The organism is Paenibacillus sp. FSL F4-0100, from assembly GCF_037993005.1.
Taxonomy (GTDB): domain Bacteria; phylum Bacillota; class Bacilli; order Paenibacillales; family Paenibacillaceae; genus Paenibacillus_AQ.
Window position 1 is genome coordinate 3,169,388 of record NZ_CP150303.1, and the last position, 18,223, is coordinate 3,187,610.

General features: G+C 47.7%; 13 protein-coding genes and 2 pseudogenes. 10 read left to right on the top strand and 5 right to left on the bottom strand.

Translation table 11 applies throughout. The annotated features are described in order from the left end of the window. Positions 1-12 precede the first annotated feature (12 nt). From MHH48_RS14330 to MHH48_RS14360, 7 genes and pseudogenes are all read left to right on the top strand, one after another. Complete coding sequence (locus tag MHH48_RS14330) at positions 13-1,584, top strand: response regulator (protein ID WP_076326330.1); 1,572 nt, start codon at positions 13-15, stop codon at positions 1,582-1,584. 205 nt (positions 1,585-1,789) lie between these two features. Continuing rightward, positions 1,790-2,677, top strand: a complete 888-nt coding sequence (locus tag MHH48_RS14335; RefSeq protein WP_256720861.1) for a sugar ABC transporter permease — start codon at positions 1,790-1,792, stop codon at positions 2,675-2,677. A gap of 106 nt (positions 2,678-2,783) precedes the next feature. Next, the gene (locus MHH48_RS14340; protein WP_256720862.1) at positions 2,784-3,548 is read left to right on the top strand and encodes a carbohydrate ABC transporter permease; all 765 of its coding nucleotides are present in this window, start codon (positions 2,784-2,786) and stop codon (positions 3,546-3,548) included. A 30-nt stretch (positions 3,549-3,578) separates the two neighbouring features. Next, positions 3,579-4,973 (top strand): sugar ABC transporter substrate-binding protein, encoded by a 1,395-nt coding sequence (locus MHH48_RS14345; RefSeq protein WP_076326331.1) that lies wholly within the window; start codon positions 3,579-3,581, stop codon positions 4,971-4,973. Beyond that, the gene (locus MHH48_RS14350; RefSeq protein ID WP_256720863.1) at positions 4,948-6,819 is read left to right on the top strand and encodes a beta-L-arabinofuranosidase domain-containing protein; all 1,872 of its coding nucleotides are present in this window, start codon (positions 4,948-4,950) and stop codon (positions 6,817-6,819) included. Before MHH48_RS14345 ends, MHH48_RS14350 begins: the two co-directional genes overlap by 26 nt. 502 nt (positions 6,820-7,321) lie before the next feature. Next, positions 7,322-7,492, top strand: a pseudogene (locus tag MHH48_RS14355) (helix-turn-helix transcriptional regulator); the annotation flags it as partial. A 1,424-nt stretch (positions 7,493-8,916) separates the two neighbouring features. Continuing rightward, positions 8,917-9,135 carry a hypothetical protein gene (locus MHH48_RS14360; RefSeq protein ID WP_076326332.1) on the top strand — a complete coding sequence of 73 codons (219 nt, stop codon included), beginning with the start codon at positions 8,917-8,919 and terminating at the stop codon, positions 9,133-9,135. Between the two features lie 11 nt (positions 9,136-9,146). On the opposite strand, the gene MHH48_RS14365 is transcribed toward MHH48_RS14360, so the two are convergent. The 4 genes and pseudogenes from MHH48_RS14365 to MHH48_RS14380 form a co-directional block, all read right to left on the bottom strand. Next, a complete protein-coding gene (locus MHH48_RS14365; RefSeq protein ID WP_076326356.1) occupies positions 9,147-10,046 on the bottom strand; it encodes an SDR family oxidoreductase in 900 nt (299 codons plus the stop codon). 155 nt (positions 10,047-10,201) lie between these two features. Further along, positions 10,202-11,155 (bottom strand): AraC family transcriptional regulator, encoded by a 954-nt coding sequence (locus tag MHH48_RS14370; protein ID WP_076326333.1) that lies wholly within the window; start codon positions 11,153-11,155, stop codon positions 10,202-10,204. A 203-nt stretch (positions 11,156-11,358) separates the two neighbouring features. Next, positions 11,359-13,896: pseudogene (locus MHH48_RS14375) on the bottom strand (Tn3 family transposase). Positions 13,897-13,901: 5 nt separating this feature from the next. Further along, the gene (locus MHH48_RS14380) at positions 13,902-14,828 is read right to left on the bottom strand and encodes a tyrosine-type recombinase/integrase (protein ID WP_076326334.1); all 927 of its coding nucleotides are present in this window, start codon (positions 14,826-14,828) and stop codon (positions 13,902-13,904) included. 146 nt (positions 14,829-14,974) lie between these two features. Here MHH48_RS14380 and MHH48_RS14385 point away from each other — a divergent pair, with 146 nt between their 5' ends. Then, positions 14,975-15,226, top strand: coding sequence for a hypothetical protein (locus MHH48_RS14385; protein ID WP_076326335.1), 252 nt, complete (start codon positions 14,975-14,977; stop codon positions 15,224-15,226). Further along, on the top strand, positions 15,192-15,452 hold the full coding sequence (locus MHH48_RS14390; RefSeq protein WP_076326336.1) for a type II toxin-antitoxin system RelE/ParE family toxin: 261 nt from the start codon (positions 15,192-15,194) through the stop codon (positions 15,450-15,452). Before MHH48_RS14385 ends, MHH48_RS14390 begins: the two co-directional genes overlap by 35 nt. A 554-nt stretch (positions 15,453-16,006) precedes the next feature. On the opposite strand, the gene MHH48_RS14395 is transcribed toward MHH48_RS14390, so the two are convergent. Further along, entirely contained in the window at positions 16,007-16,897 is an 891-nt protein-coding gene (locus MHH48_RS14395) for a LysR family transcriptional regulator (protein ID WP_076326338.1), read from the bottom strand. Between the two features lie 202 nt (positions 16,898-17,099). Here MHH48_RS14395 and MHH48_RS14400 point away from each other — a divergent pair, with 202 nt between their 5' ends. After that, complete coding sequence (locus tag MHH48_RS14400) at positions 17,100-18,209, top strand: extracellular solute-binding protein (protein ID WP_076326339.1); 1,110 nt, start codon at positions 17,100-17,102, stop codon at positions 18,207-18,209. Positions 18,210-18,223: the final 14 nt, after the last annotated feature.

The window sequence follows — 18,223 nt, forward strand, 5'->3', positions numbered from 1 at the left end:
GGAGAAAATCTGATGTACTATGACATATTAATTGTTGATGATGAAAGTGCGGCTAGGGAAGGATTGAAAATGATGGTTAGCACCCTGGAACAATGGGTCTGGGCAGGAGAAGCTTCCAACGGAGTTACGGCGATGGAACAAATCAAGCTTTATAAACCCGACCTGATATTATTGGATATCCGTATGCCGGAAATGGATGGCATAACGCTCCTTGAGAACATTAGGGAGCTTGGTCTCGATTCGCTGGTTGTATTGTTAACCGGATATACCGATTTTGAATATACCCAAAAAGCAATTCGCTACGGTGCATTTGACTATTTGCTAAAGCCAACACGGGTACCGGATATCGTCGAGGTCATGAAGAAAGCCCAGCTCCACATCGATCAGCAACGCATTGTAAAACGAGAACATGACATTTCACTTCGTATGGCCGAGGACTACGAGCTAGGGCTATTCGAGAGAAACATGCGGGAAATTATCTATGGAGGGAACTTTGAAGAGATTTCTGATTTTCATTTCTTTTCCTTTTCAGCCTGTGATCGGTTGAAGGTCATTAGCCTTGTTTTGAATTCACCTAATCCTTCCGATCGGGAGTATTGCGATCATGTCCTAAGAAGTGGCCTACACACAAAATTTCATTCCCCTTACTTGGTCTTAAAGGATGGGACGAGCGATTGGGTGATCATTCTGGGGAAGATTGGTGATGAGGACTTTTCTATGGAACTAAATCAGTTTACCGCTATTCTTGAAAGTGAGTTTCAATCCGTAGGGATTTCTAACTGGAGAATGGGGGTGGGCAGGACCTCCGAGTTTAAACAAGTCAACCATTCTTATGAGCAAAGCAAATTTGCTGCTTATTTTACCAGCAAGGATAAACAGGTCGTTTATTATGAAAAGATTTTGGAATCCAATGCCTCGCTGTTTCAACTTCCAATTGAGCTTGAATATATGATGTTACAGCATGTAAGGAAGGGAGAAACGGAAGGGGCGCTTCGCGTATTCTCTGAACTTGAGATCCATTATCGAAACATGACAGTGCGTGAACTTGACAAACGTGCAGCTCTTCTACTGATCCAACTGCATCATGGGCAATCGCAACCTGAGGTCGAATGTCTGACCGCAAACGGTGCTGCCCAAGACGCTTCTGGTGATCATCAGGCTATCCTGAAGCGGCTAAAACTAGGGGTGGAATATTGTGCAGAGCGTGCACGGAGTTATCTCAGTATTCAAATGAATCATGTGATCCAGCGGGTAATCGAGATGATTCATGAACAGTATGCGGAAAATATCAAACTCGGTGACATTGCATGGAAGTTGGGGGTGAATCCAAGCTATCTCAGCACATTGTTCAAACAGGAGATGGGAGTATCCTTCAGCGATTATTTAAGTCACTACCGTATCGAAAAATCCCTGACCCTCCTAAAAGAATCAACGCTAAAGATTTATGAAGTTGCGCAAAAAGTCGGTTATACAGACGGGAGGCATTTTAGCCAGCTGTTTCGAAAAAGCAAGGGAATGACGCCTTTTGAATTTCGCAATCGCAATGGGATATTAATCGAACATAAGGAAAAGATTAATATGTAAATCTTGGGGACCGCTGCATCCAGCAGGGGTCTTGTTTTTTTGTAATTTCATCAAACATAATCCAAGAATCACCTTATTTTTAGACTTTGTCTTCGTTGGTACAATTACTCTCGTAAGGGCTTTCAAAACGATGAGGGTAGGCTTAGCTTCGGTTTGTGGGTCACTTAGACATTTTAAAATGGTTTAATACAAGGGGGGTTGAAATTTGAGTACATGGACACAACGGAGAATCAGAGACAACGCATGGGCGTACCTGTTTATCGCTCCACAGATTTTGGGCTTGCTGATATTTGTTATTGGTCCGGTTGTTTTTGCCTTTGTAATCAGTTTCATGAATTGGGACATCGGTTCTACTCAGGAGTGGGTTGGTATCGACAATTATAGTAAGCAGGTCTCTGATCCGGTATTCTGGAAAGTACTAAAAAACACATCGGTCTTTGCGCTGCTGAACATTCCGCTAACTGTGGTGGGAGCACTGATCATAGCACTTATGCTGAATCAAAATTTGAAGGGGAAAACACTGCTGCGAGCCGCTTACTTCATCCCTGTAGTAACCTCCTCCGTTGCTGTTGCGCTGGTATGGACTTGGTTATACAACCCAAACTACGGGTTAATTAACTCCATTTTAGCTTCAATCGGCATCCAGGGCCCCGGCTGGTTGTCGGACTTGAAATGGGCATTGCCTTCCATTGTCATTATGACGGTGTGGCAAGGCTTGGGGTATAACATGATTTTGTTTTTGGCTGGCTTGCAAGGGGTGCCTTCACAGCTCCACGAAGCTGCAAAGATGGATGGGGCTGGAAGCTGGCAAAGATTCTGGAGAATCACCATTCCCATGATCTCGCCAACAACTTTTTTTGTTGTCATCATGCTTCTAATCGGGTCTATGCAAGTATTCTCCGAACCGTACATGATGACCCGCGGAGGTCCGGCGGATGCGACGAATGTGTTGGTTCTTCATATCTACAATACGGCATTTCAGTTTTTCCGTATGGGAGAGGCATCAGCGATCTCGTTTATCCTCTTCGTCATTATTCTCATTGTGACGCTGATCCAATTCAAATTCGACAAGTGGGTGAATTACGATGTCTGACATTATGCGGGAAAAGCCTATTGAGGCTCCGAGATGGAACGGAGGAAAAAACGAGCTGTTAAAAAGAGCTCTCCTGTATCTCATATTGATCATTGGAGCAATACTCATGGTTATTCCCTTTGTATGGATGGTTTCTACATCACTCAAAGGAGAGGGGGCTGTATTCGAATACCCTCCGAAAGTTATTCCAAATCCCCTTTATTTTGACAATTACAAGCAAGCATGGAGTACACTGCCGATTGGGCTGGCTTATTTGAATAGTTTAAAAATTGCCATTATTGTTACCGCAGGTTCGTTGCTTACCTGTTCGATGGCTGGCTACGCATTTGCCAAAATGCAGTTCGCCGGTCAAAAGTTTCTGTTTATGTTGTTGCTGGCTACCATGATGATCCCGGGGCAAGTGACCTTGATCCCGATGTTTATGTGGTTTAGCAAAATTCATTGGGTCAATACGCATTGGCCGCTTATTATTCCTCCTGTGCTCAGTAATGCGTTTGGTGTGTTTTTGCTGCGACAGTATATGAGCACGATCCCGAAAGAACTGGAGGATGCTGGTAGGGTGGATGGGCTTAATCCATGGGAGATTTACTGGAAAATCGTACTTCCAAATTGCAAGCCGGCATTGGCCGCACTCGGCATTTTTACGTTTATGGGCAACTGGAATAACTTTCTTACGCCATTGATTTATTTGGATGATCAGGAAAAATTCACACTGCCGCTCATCATTTCCTCATTTCAGGGGCTCTACTCAACCGATTGGTCGCTCCTGATGGCAGCATCCTGCATTTCCCTAATTCCGGTGCTTGTAGTGTATATATTTGCCCAGCGCTATTTTATTGAAGGCATTACCCTCAGTGGGATGAAAGGTTAATTCAATTCAGATTAGGAGTGACAATGTCCAATGAATAAAGTGATATCTAAGCTTACACTCATCAGCATGATTGCACTGCTTCTCTTGTCAGGCTGTTCATCTGGCGGATCGTCAGGTAAAGAAAGAACCGGTGAGGAGACGGATAGCGCCGAAAAAATAACGCTTCGAATGTCTATCGTTTCAGGTACAGATGAAATGAAGGCCTGGCAGAGCATTGTAGATGCTTTTAACCAATCCCACCCCCATACAGAAATTAAACTGGAGAGACTCCCTGGCGGTTGGAACGAATATAACCAGAAGATTACAGCCCAGATTGCCGCGGGGAATCCTCCGGATATCGGAAGGGTTGGGGCAGCGTATATGCCCATGTTTTCTTCCAAGGGACAGCTCGAGGACCTGGCACCATATTTAGGCGACTTAAACATGGACGATTATTTCAGCTCTGCATTCGATCAATATAACCAGGATGGCAAGATGTATGGTGTGCCGGTAGGCATCTACACCATGGCCATGTACTACAACAAAGATATGTTCGAAGCAGCAGGTATTCCCCAACCTTCAACTGATTGGAATAAGGCATGGACATTTGAGGATTTAAAAATTGCCGCATCGAAACTTACAAACGGAGAGGGAGCCAACAAGCAGTATGGCGTCTATGTTAATCTCAATCCGGAACGTGCAACCCAATATCTCTGGACAAACGGCGGCGATTTGTTTAATGATGATAAGTCCAAATCAATGGTCAACAGCCCGGAATCCAAGGAAGCTCTAGCCTATCTTCAAGGACTTATCAAAGATGGATATTCTCCAACTCCTGCAGACGCCCAAACGATGCCACCGGACCAATTGTTTCTATCCGGAAAGCTTGGCATGTTAGTTGAAGGACAATGGATGATGCCTGGTTTCAGTGAAATTGACAAATTTAAATGGGGCGTCGCACCGATCCCAATGGGGTCCAGTGGAAAGGCGTGTACACCGAATTTTGTGGATACTTATGTTGTTTACAAAGGGTCGAAGTATGTGAGGGAAGCTGCCGAAGCCATCCAATTTTTTATATCTGAGAAATCTGAAAATATATTGGTGGATAACAATGTCGGTGGAATGCCTGTACTGAAATCTGTTGCAGAGTCGCGGAAGGCAGATATGTTTAATCCGCTGTCGCCCGATGAAAAGGAAGTATGGTTCCAATCCGTTGATTTCTCCAAAGCTATACCATTTACGACGAATTGGCAAGAGGTTGTGGATACGATGATGAAGAAGATGGATTTGGTCGGATTTAACGAGTTAGATGCATCCAAAGCTGCAGATGATTTGGCGCCTGAGCTGGATAAGTTATTGAAAAAAATTAAAAAACAAATTAAAAAACGAACATCATGTATCGGGAAGGAGGGTTTTGGCTGTGCAACGTACATCTATAAATCGTGAACCGCTTGCAGCGACACCATTCATGGAGCTGCCGCTTGGATCCATTCGGCCTTCGGGGTGGCTTAAAGATCAGCTTGAGATTCAAAGTAACGGTTTATCTGGACATCTGGATGAATTTTGGAGCTATGTGGGACCGGAAAATGGTTGGCTGGGAGGTACAGGGGATAGCTGGGAAAGGGGACCGTATTACTTGGACGGGCTCCTCCCGCTAGCCTATCTTCTCAGTGACGAGAAGTTAATTGCCAAAGTTCAGCCGTGGATTGAATGGACTCTTTCCAGCGCCAAAGAGAATGGGCAATTTGGGCCGGAAGGAAATGAAGATTGGTGGAGTCGGATGATTATGCTGAAGGTTCTGATGCAGCACACAGAATATACAAAGGATCCGAGAGTGGAACCATTTATGATTGCTTTTTTTCATTATCAATTACAGGAATTACCTAAACGTCCTCTTTCTGACTGGTCCAAAGCCAGAGGGGGAGAAAATTTGATGTGCGTCCAATGGCTGTACAACCGGACCGGCGAAGCCTTTCTGCTCGAATTAATGGATTTGATCCGTAAACAGACGACCGATTGGACAGGCTTGTATAGAGATTACCCTTATTGGAACCGTCAGACCGCTTTCGACCATCGTGTCCATGTGGTGAACGTCGCCATGTCTTTCAAAGAACCGGCCCTGTCCTATCTCCTTACGAAAGACCCAGAGGAACTAGAGGCAGTCTACCAGGGGATTGAAAGCGTTATGAGGTTTCATGGACAAGTCAATGGCATGTTCTCCGGTGATGAATGGCTGGCGGGAACCCACCCGAGTCAGGGGACAGAGCTGTGTGCCGTGGTGGAGTACATGTTCACGCTGGAGCATCTAATACGGATTACCGGTAACGGAAAGTTTGGAGACATACTGGAGAAAGTTGCGTTTAATGCATTGCCTGCGGCGATCAGTCCTGACTGGAAATCTCACCAATATGATCAACAGGCGAACCAAATCATGTGCACACATGCCAAGCGCTCTTGGACTGAAAACAACAATGAAGCCAATTTATTCGGCATTGAGCCTCACTTTGGTTGTTGCACGGCAAATATGCATCAAGGTTGGCCGAAATATGCCGCAAGATTATGGATGGCGACAGAGGATAACGGTCTGGCTGCGATATCTTATGCCCCCTGTGTGGTCAAGGCTTACGTGGCAGACTGCCAGCAAGTTTCAATTGTTGTGAAGACCGAGTATCCATTTAAGGAGCATATTTCGATGGTCATGGCCATGGACCGTACAGCAGAGTTTTCCGTGAAATTAAGAATACCGGAGTGGTGCACCGCCCCTGTAGTTAATATCAACGGCGAGGAGGTGGAGTCAAACCTGGATCAAGGATTTATGACCCTTCGGCGGAGTTGGTGTGATGGTGATTCGATTACACTTGAATTACCGATGGAAGTCAGAACGGTTACCCGGGCAAACCATGCGATCGGACTTCAAAGAGGGCCACTGATGTATGTGATCCCTATTAAGGAGCGTTGGCAGTTGCATCGCATTTACGAGCCCTATCATGATTGGGAAGTATATCCAGGTTCGCCTTGGAACTATGGATTGAACCTGAATCTCCAGAACCCGGAAAGCTCGATACAGGTCATCATGGACAACGTTGAACGGCAACCTTTTACTGCTAAATTTGCTCCAATTCGGCTAAAGGTGTATGGAAAGCGCATACTGCAGTGGACCATGGAAATGAATTCGGCAGGAACTGTTCCGGTTGGACCCGTGCTAAGCAAGGAACCGAATGAGCTGTTGGAGCTGATTCCCTATGGATGCGCCCGGCTGCGAATCGCCGAATTTCCAGTCTTATCAGAATAAGAGTATGTTATAGGACTATGATCTGTTTAGAGAACAAACTGACAGTGCAGATAATATGTCATGCCTCTCTCTCACCTGCTGCTGCTGCTCTGGGACCTCCTTGTAAGCAAGTGAAATTTGATAGGTATGTTTAAAGAATCAACAGCAATAAGGAAACAACCCTGAGTATTTCTGAAGTGCACCCCCTATAATAGACATTGGAAAAACCCTGGTTTAACCGATGAATTATAGGGGGTGCATTTTTAATAGCGATTAAAGGTCAAAAGTTTAAGACTTATTCAGAGGAATCAAAAATGGAGGCTCTCCGCCTGCATATCGAGGAGTAGTGGACGTATCGGTAGATTACTGAACTCTTAGAGATTCATGACAAGGATCGCGTCAAGAGGTGAAGGCAAAGGAATAAGCGTTAGGTGAGTTTGGACTTCTGGATCAACGAGGAGGTCGCGAGGAATTCATCAAGGACAGCGAAAGCACGGACAACGATCGTTCAACAATTTGTCCAGAACGGAAGCTCGAGATTTTGCCGTTGATCACCAAAGGGGACGGAAACAAAGAGATTCCGAAAAAGCTGTTAGTCTCCGTGAAAACGATGGAGGCCCATAAGACTAAAATAATGGAGAAGCTGAATTTGAAGACCCGTCCGGAGTTCGTGGAGTATGCGCTGGATTTCTGAAGCTCTCTATAGGGGAATTAGCGGTCCTTACTGCTTCATATAGGAAAGTTCCCTGATGAGTTTCAGGGAACTTTCCTATTATATTTGTAAATGATGTTACGTACAATATGACATGGGGATCAATGAAATCAGACATTCATTAGGTTCAGAAAAGGTGATAGAATGATCTAAAAATGCAGCTGCCTCTTCACTGGTGTGGGTCATTATTTCCGCACTGCCGTCGTTTATTCGGAAGGATATTTCCATCCCGGCGGATTGGCTGGCGATACTAACCACAATTCCCGTGGTGCTGGGTTCCATCCTGCGATTGCCACTGGGATATTACACCAGCATCATTGGCACGAATTGTTTTTATCGCCAACTTCATTTTCGTGCTCTTGCCGGTCTATTTTTATGAGCGCAGCCTTGCCCGAAGGAAACAAAGGTCAAGACGCCTCTCATGGAACAAATCAAAAGTGTCTATAAAAAACTGTGGTTTTTCTCATTGTTTTTATTTCATCACGTTCGGTTCATTCGTCACCTTTCCGGTTTATCTGACCAATTTCCTAGTATCGAATTTCGAGCTGGTGAAGGTGGATGCTGGGATGCGGACAGTCGGATGGCTCGCGGATAAGTTCGAACCGTTGTTCCTGTTAATGGGGCGTATTTGTTTGACTTACGAATCGTAGCTATCATATTGGCATTTTCGCCGTCCTTTGGCCTCTTTATACCGTTGAATGCTTAACCATAGCGGTTTGCACCTGACTTGGCAACGGGATCATTTTCAAACTCGTTCCTTATTATTTCAATACGCAGGTGGGAATCGTTGAACGGGTATCGTGTCTATGATGGGCGGCGGTCTTATGCGGTTTCTTCCCGCCTCTGATGCTATCCTTCATTCATTCGGTTACGGGACAGTATTCGATCGGCTTCACGGCGCTTTCCCAAGTAGCGCTGGCAAGCCTTGTGATTATCGTGTGGATTTTTTTTAGGATAAACTTGTCATTTCTTCGGAGGTGTTTAGCTTTACGGGTCAAGGCATCCTCGGTACAGAACTGAGCGGAAAGATTCTTGTCGTGAATCCAGCGTTCACAAGCTAATGGGTTATACGGAGGAAGAAGTGATTGGAAAAAATCCGAGTGTACTGAAATCCGGTCATCAATCAACCAATTTCAATAATAGGATGTGGGTCGAAATCAAGGAGCAGGAAAGCTGGCAGGGGAGATCTGGAGCCGGAGGAAAAGTGGCAGGAATACTTAGAGATGTTAACGATTAATGCGGTAAAAGATGACTCAGGTGAAATTATCCAATGTGTCGGCTCGTTTAGCGATATTACTTATAAGCCTGTGAGCAGCCACCCGGGGGGCGGAGGCCAGAGGCTTAAACATGCATCTCAGTTGCAGGGATAGAGTGGCTATCAGCCGGTTAGAAGGAGGAAAGAACAGATGGTGTTGAATTCCATGATGGACTTGGCTAACGGTAGGCGCTCGGCAGCCCCCGCTCGGGACTTTTACCCTAAAGATGACACCCATGCTGGGTGTACCACGACAAAGACGGCACCGGCGCGCTTGCCCGGTGTCGTCTTTTGGTTCATCAATCGGCTTACGATCTTCCGTAATACCGCCAGCATCTTCAGTAAGGACGGCGGAGCCGGGTTTACTTGACAATCCTCCGTTTACTGGTTGAAGTGCTGACCTTGCTCAAGATCCGCGATGAGTCCAAGGTGTGTGGGCTCCCAGCCTACACGTTCCCGAGTCAGTGCGTTGGAGGACGTGTTGTCGGTCGTCGCGAAGGCGCCGAGGAAGCCGAAGTGGGCGTCTGCCTCCTCGCGGGAAATACTGGCCGTCGGCACGTTCAAGCGGCGGCCGATGACCTCCGCGATGTCGCGTAGCGGCACCCCCTCCTCGCCGACCCCATGGAGGATCGATCCCGCCGGGGCGGACTCCAGCGCTAAGCGGAACAGCCGCGCCGCATCGAGGAGATGGACGGCCGGCCAATGGTTCGACCCGTCTCCGACGTAGGTAGAGACGCCCTTCTTACGGGCAATGCCGATGAGGAACGTGGCGAATCCGGCCAACGTCTCGTTGTGCACGCAGGTGGAGAGGCGAACGATCGAGGACCGCACGCCGCGTCCAGCCAGTGCAAGCGCCACGTTCTCTGCGGCGCCCCGAGGTTCGCTATCGGTAACCGTATCCTGCTCCGTCCCGACCTGACCGGACGGGAGCGCAAAGGAGAGCGTCGCGGTTCCAGAGGTGATCACGAACGGCTTGCCGGTCCCCTCGAGCTCGGCACCCATGGCCTTAACGGCTTGCAGATCGGTCGCGACCCCGCCGGCATAGTCTGAGAAATCATGGACGAAGGCCAGATGAATCACCCCGTCCGCAGCAGCTGCGCCTTCACGCAGGCTGTCGAGATCGTCGAGCGCGCCGCGATGGACCTCGGCTCCGGCCGCCGTCAATGCGGCGGCAGACTTATCCGAGCGGGCGAGGCCGAGCACCTGATGTCCGGCTTCAAGCAGCTCGCGGACCACCGCCTTTCCGATGAAACCTGTTGCACCTGTAACAAAAATTCGCATCTTCAATTCCTCCTTCATGTGGATACCCCCATTATAGGGTCCCCGCCGTCTGACAAGTTGCCTGTTTCGCCCGACTTCTTGCCTGTTTCGCCGGAATAAGAAATAACCCCCCAGCCTGCGGCTGCGGGGGCGAGCGGGTGATTAGCCGATTCGAGTCATTCCTCGAACAATTCCTGTTGACGCAGGCGGGCGATGTCTCGGCCGGGCGGGCTGCCGAAAAAGCGGCTGTAGTCCCGGCTGAATTGGGAAGCGCTCGCGTACCCGACCAGCTGACAGGCGGCCACCGCATCCAGATGGCTCACGGCCATCAAGCGCCTTGCTTCCTGAAGGCGCAGCGTCTTTTGGTATTGCAGCGGGCTCATCGCCGTAACGGATTTAAAATGCTCGCGGAACCTCGATACGCTCATATGGACCAGTCCGGCCAGATCTTCGACCTTTATGGCTTCCGCGAAGTTGCGGCGCAGCCATTCGATGGCCTTGGACACGCGCCGCACCCCCGAGTCGGCGAAGCCCATCTCCGCCACGTAAACCCCAATGGGGCTGCGCAGCAGCCGGATCAACAGTTCCTCCATCGCAAGCGGCGCGAGCCACTCGGCATCGTCTGGATTCCCCAGATAGTCTATCAATCTGATCATCGCGCTTACGAAGTCCAGATCGGCCTCGAACCCATAACCCACGCTGCGCTGCCGAATGGGCGGCAGCCCGCGAGGAAACATCTTCAGCGCCAGCTCGCCGATTCGCTTCGGATCGAGACTCAGTCCGGCTTTGAGAAAAGGCTCGGAAGGACTGCCTTGCAGAACCCGTACCGTGAGGGGAAGGGCAACGGGGAGCATGAAGATGCGCGGCCTGGCGGATACGTAGACTTCCTGCCCGACTGTGAAGGAGATCGCCCCCTGCGCCACGATGCCGAATGAAGGCGTATAGAACGTTTTTGAGCCGGTGCTTGTTGAAGAGTAGCGTACAAGCGTCAAGTCGGGAATGCGCTGGCGAAAGATTCCGTCATGCGGGGTGTAGGTATCGATCAGACGAGCCAATCGGGCCGTTTCCGTTTCAAGACCTTTTTTGTTTTGGGACTCCGTTGGAAGCGAATACGTCTTCGGCATGCTCATACGTTCGAATACATCTCCTTCTGGTAACCGTATCGTTTTGTGATCGTTATCGCGCGGCAGTTTGTTCTTTATTCTGATTGTTCAAATAAGGGGTCGCGCCAACATTTTAACGAAAATATACGTTAAGCCTTCGGACGTGACCGACTTAGCGTTTTTTCTTACTCTAAGCCAAATAGTCCGGTCGGTATTACCCGAACCACCGGTCATTCAACTTCTTGTTGTTTCAGCGGTCGTAATGAATTGAGAGACGTATTCTGCTTGAAATTGAAATTGTATTCGCCCAAGAAATTGATATGCTCCCACCCAAGGGGAGAAATATGGTTTAATAGTTCTTCCTGAAGCTTGCCTTGCTTTTTACGGTGTTCAGTTGCTTGCTGGAGATATACAGTGTTCCAAACGCTAATCGCATTGATGATAATGTTCAATGCACTTGCCCGCTGGAGCTGGTCTTGTAGCGCACGTTCTCGCAACTCACCATGCTTGCCGAAGAAGATGGCTCTGGCCAATGCGTTCATAGCTTCTCCTTTGTTCAACCCCCGATGGATTTTCCGCCGCAGTGCCTCACTCGAAAGGTAATCCAGGATGAAGATCGTTTTCCCAATACGCCCCATTTCACGCAGCGCGGTAGCCAATCTGTTTTGTCTTGCATAGGAACCGATTTTCCCCATTATGAGTGATGCTGAAACGATTCCTTCCCGGATGGAGTGAGCCAGCCGGAGAACATCGTCGTAGTTCTCCTGAATGATTTTTGTATTATACTGTCCGCGAAGCAGTTTCTCCAATTTAGGAAAGTCGGAAGGCTTTCCGATAGCGTACAACTTGTCAGCCAAGTCACGTAATCGCGGCGCAAAGCGAAATCCAAGTAAATGCGTTAAACCAAAGACTTGATCGGTGTAACCGGCCGCATCTGTATAATGCTCCTCGATGGCCAAATCCGTTTCATGATGGAGCAAACCGTCGATGACGTGTACAGCATCCCGAGAGTTCGTATTGATGACTTTCGTGTAGAACGTGGAAAATTGGTCGCTCACGAACCGGTAAATCGTAGCTCCTTTTCCGGTACCATAGTGGGGATTGGCATCTGCGTGAAGTGCCGAAACTCCGATTTGGACGCGCATTCCATCAGATGATGAGGTCGTGCCGTTTCCCCAACATGAGGGCAGCGCCAGTTTGTGGTGAAAATTAACAAGAACAGCCTGTGCTTTGTTCATCCCGTCTTCGTACAGCCGCCATTGTGCTGCATTGGCCATCTGCCGATATGTAATACTTGGCGTGGCTTCGGCCATTTTCGTTAGCCCAATATTCGGCCCCATTGCCATAAGGGTTGCCATAAGGATTGTCGTTTCTTCTTCGTTCGGAGCGCGGTTGCTGGAAGCGTGAATAAATCGCTCATGAAAATTCGTCCAGTTGGCTACTTCCATGAGTAGATCCGTTAGCTTGATTCGTGGCAGCAGCTCGTAGAGGGAAAGGCTGAAATTCTGGGATTCTTCGGGAACATCTTTCTCCAATCGATCGATGTGCAATTTCCCGTTCTCCAAATTAACGCCGTCCAGCTCGTCGATATGGTCCGAAACCCAGTTTAATCTTTGAAGAAGTGATTCAGTCCGTTCTTCAAGATATGCGCCCGACGTTTAGCTTCCTCCACGGATGCGACGAGCTGATCCCACGGCATGATGGCATCAAGCGCAACAAACGGATCAATGCCTTCACTTCGGGCCTTAATAAGAGCTGCCCCAGATCGGCAAAGTGAACAACCTTTTCGTTGATCGATTTACCGTTTTGTTTTTGAAGTTCCTCTTGGGCCTTTCTCCCTTTGGAAAACAGTATCATGATCTGCCGATCATGTATTTCGAAAGCCAGGTCTGTCAAATCCTGAATCAGCTCCAATAGGTACGCTACTAAAATCGCGTACTTTTTCGGATCATTAAAGCGGCGAAAGGAATGAGGTTCGTAACGCGAGCCGATTTTAGAAAACTGCCGCAGCCGGTTCGGATGGATGTCTTTTGTATCCACTTGCAGCTGCAAATCCCGTATGTATTCAAGCTTTTCAATAACCTTCAAAAAAGAATCCGGGGAACCGGTACCAGGAATTTCCCTTAACCATGCCAAATAGGTTTTGCTGCTTTCCGGCATGGAGGTCAAGACGCGATCCAGCTTAGCAATTTGTAATTCTGTCAGTGAGCTGCTGAGCAGCTTGAATATTTTTTCTTCTGTTCGTTTGCGAGTTTCCCAAACTGCTCTTTCAATCGTGGCCATTGAAGGAAGAATGATTTTACGCTTACGTAAATCTTCGAGTGCGAGCTGAATCAGGTGCAAGGGATTGCCGTTTGCCATTGCATGGCTAAAAAGATGTTTACACAATGAACGATACTCGCTCAAGGTAAATGTCTGGTAGCTATACTCCTTCCGGATTTCCTCCAGATGCTCGTATTTCGTGGCTTCTCGTTCGCCGTAAGAAGCAAACGACTCTTCACCGGCGTTGATTGCTTAGCAATATAACGAAGTACTTGAACCGGCACTTCTTTTACGTCATAAAGCGTCCAGCCGAGATAGCGAAGCACGCACAGCTGTACAGCAAAGCCGAGTCGATTATAATCTCTTCGCCGCCGCTGGATGATTTCAAGGTCAAGCTGGGTAAATGTGAAATAGGTGCCCAATTCCCATTAGCCCAGATCAGGCGGTATTTGCAAATATTGCAGCCGTTCCTCCGGAGTTAGCAGTTCCCTTACTCTCGCGTACATCGTTCTCATCTCCTTATTGCCAAGCTATTTTTTTCAACTTCCGATTGCAGATCCGCACGAGTCGCCTTGACGTAAATCATCGTTGTGTCCAGACTATCGTGTCCCATTATTTGCGCCAATCGGTGCAACGGAGTGTTTTCTGCCATCACGTACCCGAACCGGTGCCGTAGATCGTGGGCGCTCAATCCTTCGAGTCGAGCTGCTTTCATGTATTTTTGAATCAAATGGCGTAAAGCACGTTCTGTTAATCGATCGCCCGTTTTCTCAGAAGGAAATAGATAAGGACTGTCAGGAGGAAGGACTACCAGATATTTTTCCAAAGCAGCTCTGCACGTTGCGTTCAAAGGTATTTCCCGTTGTTTATTTCGTTTTCCGGACCGCACCGTAAGCTGACCGCTGCGTTTACCGATTTGAATATCACCAGGAGCCAGGTCGCATACTTCCATAGTTCGTAAACCGGTGTGAAACATCACGATTAGAATCGTCTGATCCCGAAGGGAACCGTCGTGCTCAGCCGCAGCGATCAATGCAGCTTCTTCTTTGTCTGTCATTTGTCGAGGGCTTACCTTTTCTTCGGGAACCAACTTAACCGGCTTTGAAGGGTCGCGGCGAATCCTAGATTCCGACACAGCCCACTCGAAAAAACGTTTTAGGGTTATAAGCCGCCGGTTAATGGTCGCCGGTTTCAATTCCATTACTTTTTGCGCGGCTTCCCGGTATCGTGTTAATGTTGGAGTAGCTACATCTTCAATTCGAAATATAACCTCTTCCTCCTGGTGGTCGGCTGTCTCGAACCAACCGATAAAATGTTTCAAGTCGCTTGCGTACTCTTTTAGTGTTTTGGGATTTAAATCTTCGTGGGTGGTGAGAGCGTGAATGAAGTCTTCAATCATCTGCTCGCCCTGTTTCGAAATCCCGGTCGTCTCTCTCATTAGCAAAGCCTCCAAATCTTGACTTACATTAGCGGACATGGTATTCTCATCTTAATCGAAACATTAGCGGACATCAAGTATATGCTTTGAAAATACCTAACGACCGCTAATCTTTATTAGCGGACATTGCTTAGAGGAGGGTTTCAATGGCAATCAGCAAACGGGAGTTAATAAAATTAATTGAACTTCTTCCAGATGACGCTAACCAATCAGCATATGACTATTTAAAGTATCTATCGATACGCCACCGACCAGACTGGGACGAGATTGCGCAGATGGAACCAGATGATGTTCCTTTATGCGAAGAAGAAGAACGACAACTGAAAGGCAGCTCCGAATTTATGTCATGGGAGGAAGCAATGCGTGAGCTCAACTTACCAACTGACATTAAGTCGTGATGCTGTTAAGTTTATAGCCAAACAGGAAAGAGCAATACAAGAGCGCATTAGAAAAGCGTTAATAGGTCTATCTGTCCGTCCGCCGATAGGTGATATAAAACCACTCAAGGGAAGAGAAAAGCTTTTGCGCCTAAGAGTGGGTACATACAGGGTGATTTTTGAAGTCAATCATACGGAACAAGTGGTTTACATATTGACTATCGATAATCGCGGTGATGTCTATTGACCAACATGATCTGATAAAAAGTGAAGCCGGTTAATCCTTAGAGTAGGAGAAACCGGCTTTTTCATGATCATTATTCGCTTAGCGTATATTTTCGTTAAAATGTTGGCGGGACCCCCAATAGGAATTAAATCTGTTTTAAATGTATTTGAGTATTGTCATAACAATCCGATTGTTTTTAATGACAGAGATGTGGTTCAATGTGCAGCGAACATTCTTCTACTGAACATACAACACATCACTCTGGAGGCTTGGAAGGATGAAAAGAACAGCGATAGATATGGATGAGATCATTGCGGATACCACCGGCGCAGATCATGTAAATTGCTGCCTTGTATATCGTCCCAAATATTTTGGCAAATGAATCATAGGGTTTCTATTAGAACCCACTTTTTTCGCGATAAAGGTCGTGTGAACAACTGGAAAGAAGTGCAGAATTATTTTCTGAAGTAAAGTTAATGAATTGGAAAGGGCTAAAACGATAAGCACGGGAGACAGTTCTGATATTGTCTACCGTGCTTTTTTTGAATCATCCGCTCCCACCCAGAATTAATGATTTAAGACAGTCTGGACGCTATAACCTCCATAAAGCTTTGCATGATAGGACTGACAAGCTTGTTTTTTTCACGAATCATATAGAAACGGCGGCGATAAGACCAATTCGGAATACGATGGACACCCAGCAGCCCATCTGCAGTCTCGCGCTGGACGGAGCTGCCGGATAATATGGCAAAGCCCAGCTGCTGTCTGACGAGCGATTTCATGGCTTCGGACCCTGACACCTCCATGGCGACATCCAGTGTAATAATATGCTCTGCGGCCCACTGCTCAAAAATTTTCCTGCTGACCGATCCCTCCTCATGAGAAATGAAAGGGTAAGCCGACAAGTCATAGGGGGACAAAGTTGCCATGCGGGCGAAGGGATGATCTGGATGAAAGATCACGACGAGATCATCCTCCATAAGAGGCTCCGCAATCAGGTCAGGGTCATCGATTTGAACTTGGGTAACCAGACCAAAATCAAGCTCAAAGCTTTTAATTTTCCCGATAATGACCGGGGCCGGTTTTACGTCCAGCAAGATAGACAGCTGCGGGTTTTGGCTTTTAAGCTCAGCCAGCAGCGGCGGCAAAATGTAGGTAGCCGGGGAATGGGTGCTGCCAATCGTCAGTCTTGCACCCCGCAGATGGCGGAACTCTCCCATTAAGGCTTCAATTTCTTCCGTCTGGGCAATGATGTTAGCTGCATAGTGGTAGAGTGCTTTTCCCGCTGGAGTCAGCTTGATCACATGATAGGACTTGGTAACGAACAGGGGAACTCCTTGTTCTTCTTGAAGCTTGTTCAGATGAAAGGTGACCGTAGGCTGGCGAATGTTCAGCTTTTCTGCAACCAGATAGAGCTTTTGGAGCTTGACTGCCAGTACAAATACTTTCAATTGCTGCAAGTTCATCGTTATATCCCTCCATATCTAAACTCATGAAATAGATTATATCTATCTTTATTTAAGTTTAATAGATTTAATTTAATTAAGAATTGATACTCGCTTAATCCAGGATTGATTTTGAAAGGTTAAATTAGAAGCGTGGCAGGAACATAAAAGAATCGGAGAGAGGAGTCATCTAAATTTTCAGCACAGAAACGGGAGGCTAACCATGACAGCTAATAGAAAGATAGGAATCACATTGGCATTCATATTGTTGATCATTAGCACGATCGCGGCAGGCTGCGGGAATTCAGCCAGCAACGCAACTTCATCAAGTTCCGGATCGGAACAAGGAAATGCGAGTGGACAGCAGTCCGATCCATCCGTCAAAGGAGGGGCGAACGGGGACACAGGAGTAACGATCAAGCTCTATGGCAATGATTTCGTGGATGAAGTTGCGCCGCGATTCACCGAGGATACCGGCTACAAGATGGAGGCCGTTCACTATGGAGGCGGTGAAGCGCTGGCCAAGATCGAAGCCGAGCAGGGAAATCCACAGTGGGACGTTCTTATGATGGACGGACATGGCTCCGTACAAAACCTGGCGGACCGCGGGTTTCTGATGACTGGCTGGGTACCTGACAACATCGGCAATTTGAATGACTTTGGTGCATCGATGGTCCCTAGCAATGATGCTTATTTCCCAATCGGCATGCATGCTTCGGCAGTTATCGCTTACAATAAGAACCTTGTCTCAGAAGCGGACGCTCCGAAAGCATGGGAGGAATTCTTCAATTACAAGGGGCCGGTCGGCCATGCTGATCCGGCGGTTGCCGCACCTGCATACCCGCTCGTATCCTCTTTCTTCTACAAGTGGGGCGTAGAAGAGGCTAAAGCCAAGTATGAGAAACGCTTCAAGGATGGACTGTTTGTTTATCCGAAGAATGGCCCGGTCGGCAAGGCATTATTGAGCGGAGAGATACAAGTAGCGGCGCTGCAGGAAGGTAATGCCTATCAGATGCAGCTTGACGGAGAGCCGGTAGGCGTCATCTGGCCGGATGAGGGAGCACCGGGCAGCCTGCGTGTCATTGCCATTAACAAAGAGACCAAAAACCCGGCAGCCGCAAAAGCCTTTGTCGAATATATGCTTAAGCCTGAGACTCAAAATTATCTGACCTCCTTGTCCAGCAACGAGAGCTTTTTCACTCCGCTTAGCAAAGGCGCAAAGATGCGTAAGGAGAGAAGACAGGATGGAACCTTCCTGTTACCTCCGGCGAGTTGGGCAGGCGAGCATGAGACGGAGATCAAAACCTGGTTTGCCGACCGCAATGTCAATTAGAGAAGGGATAGGCT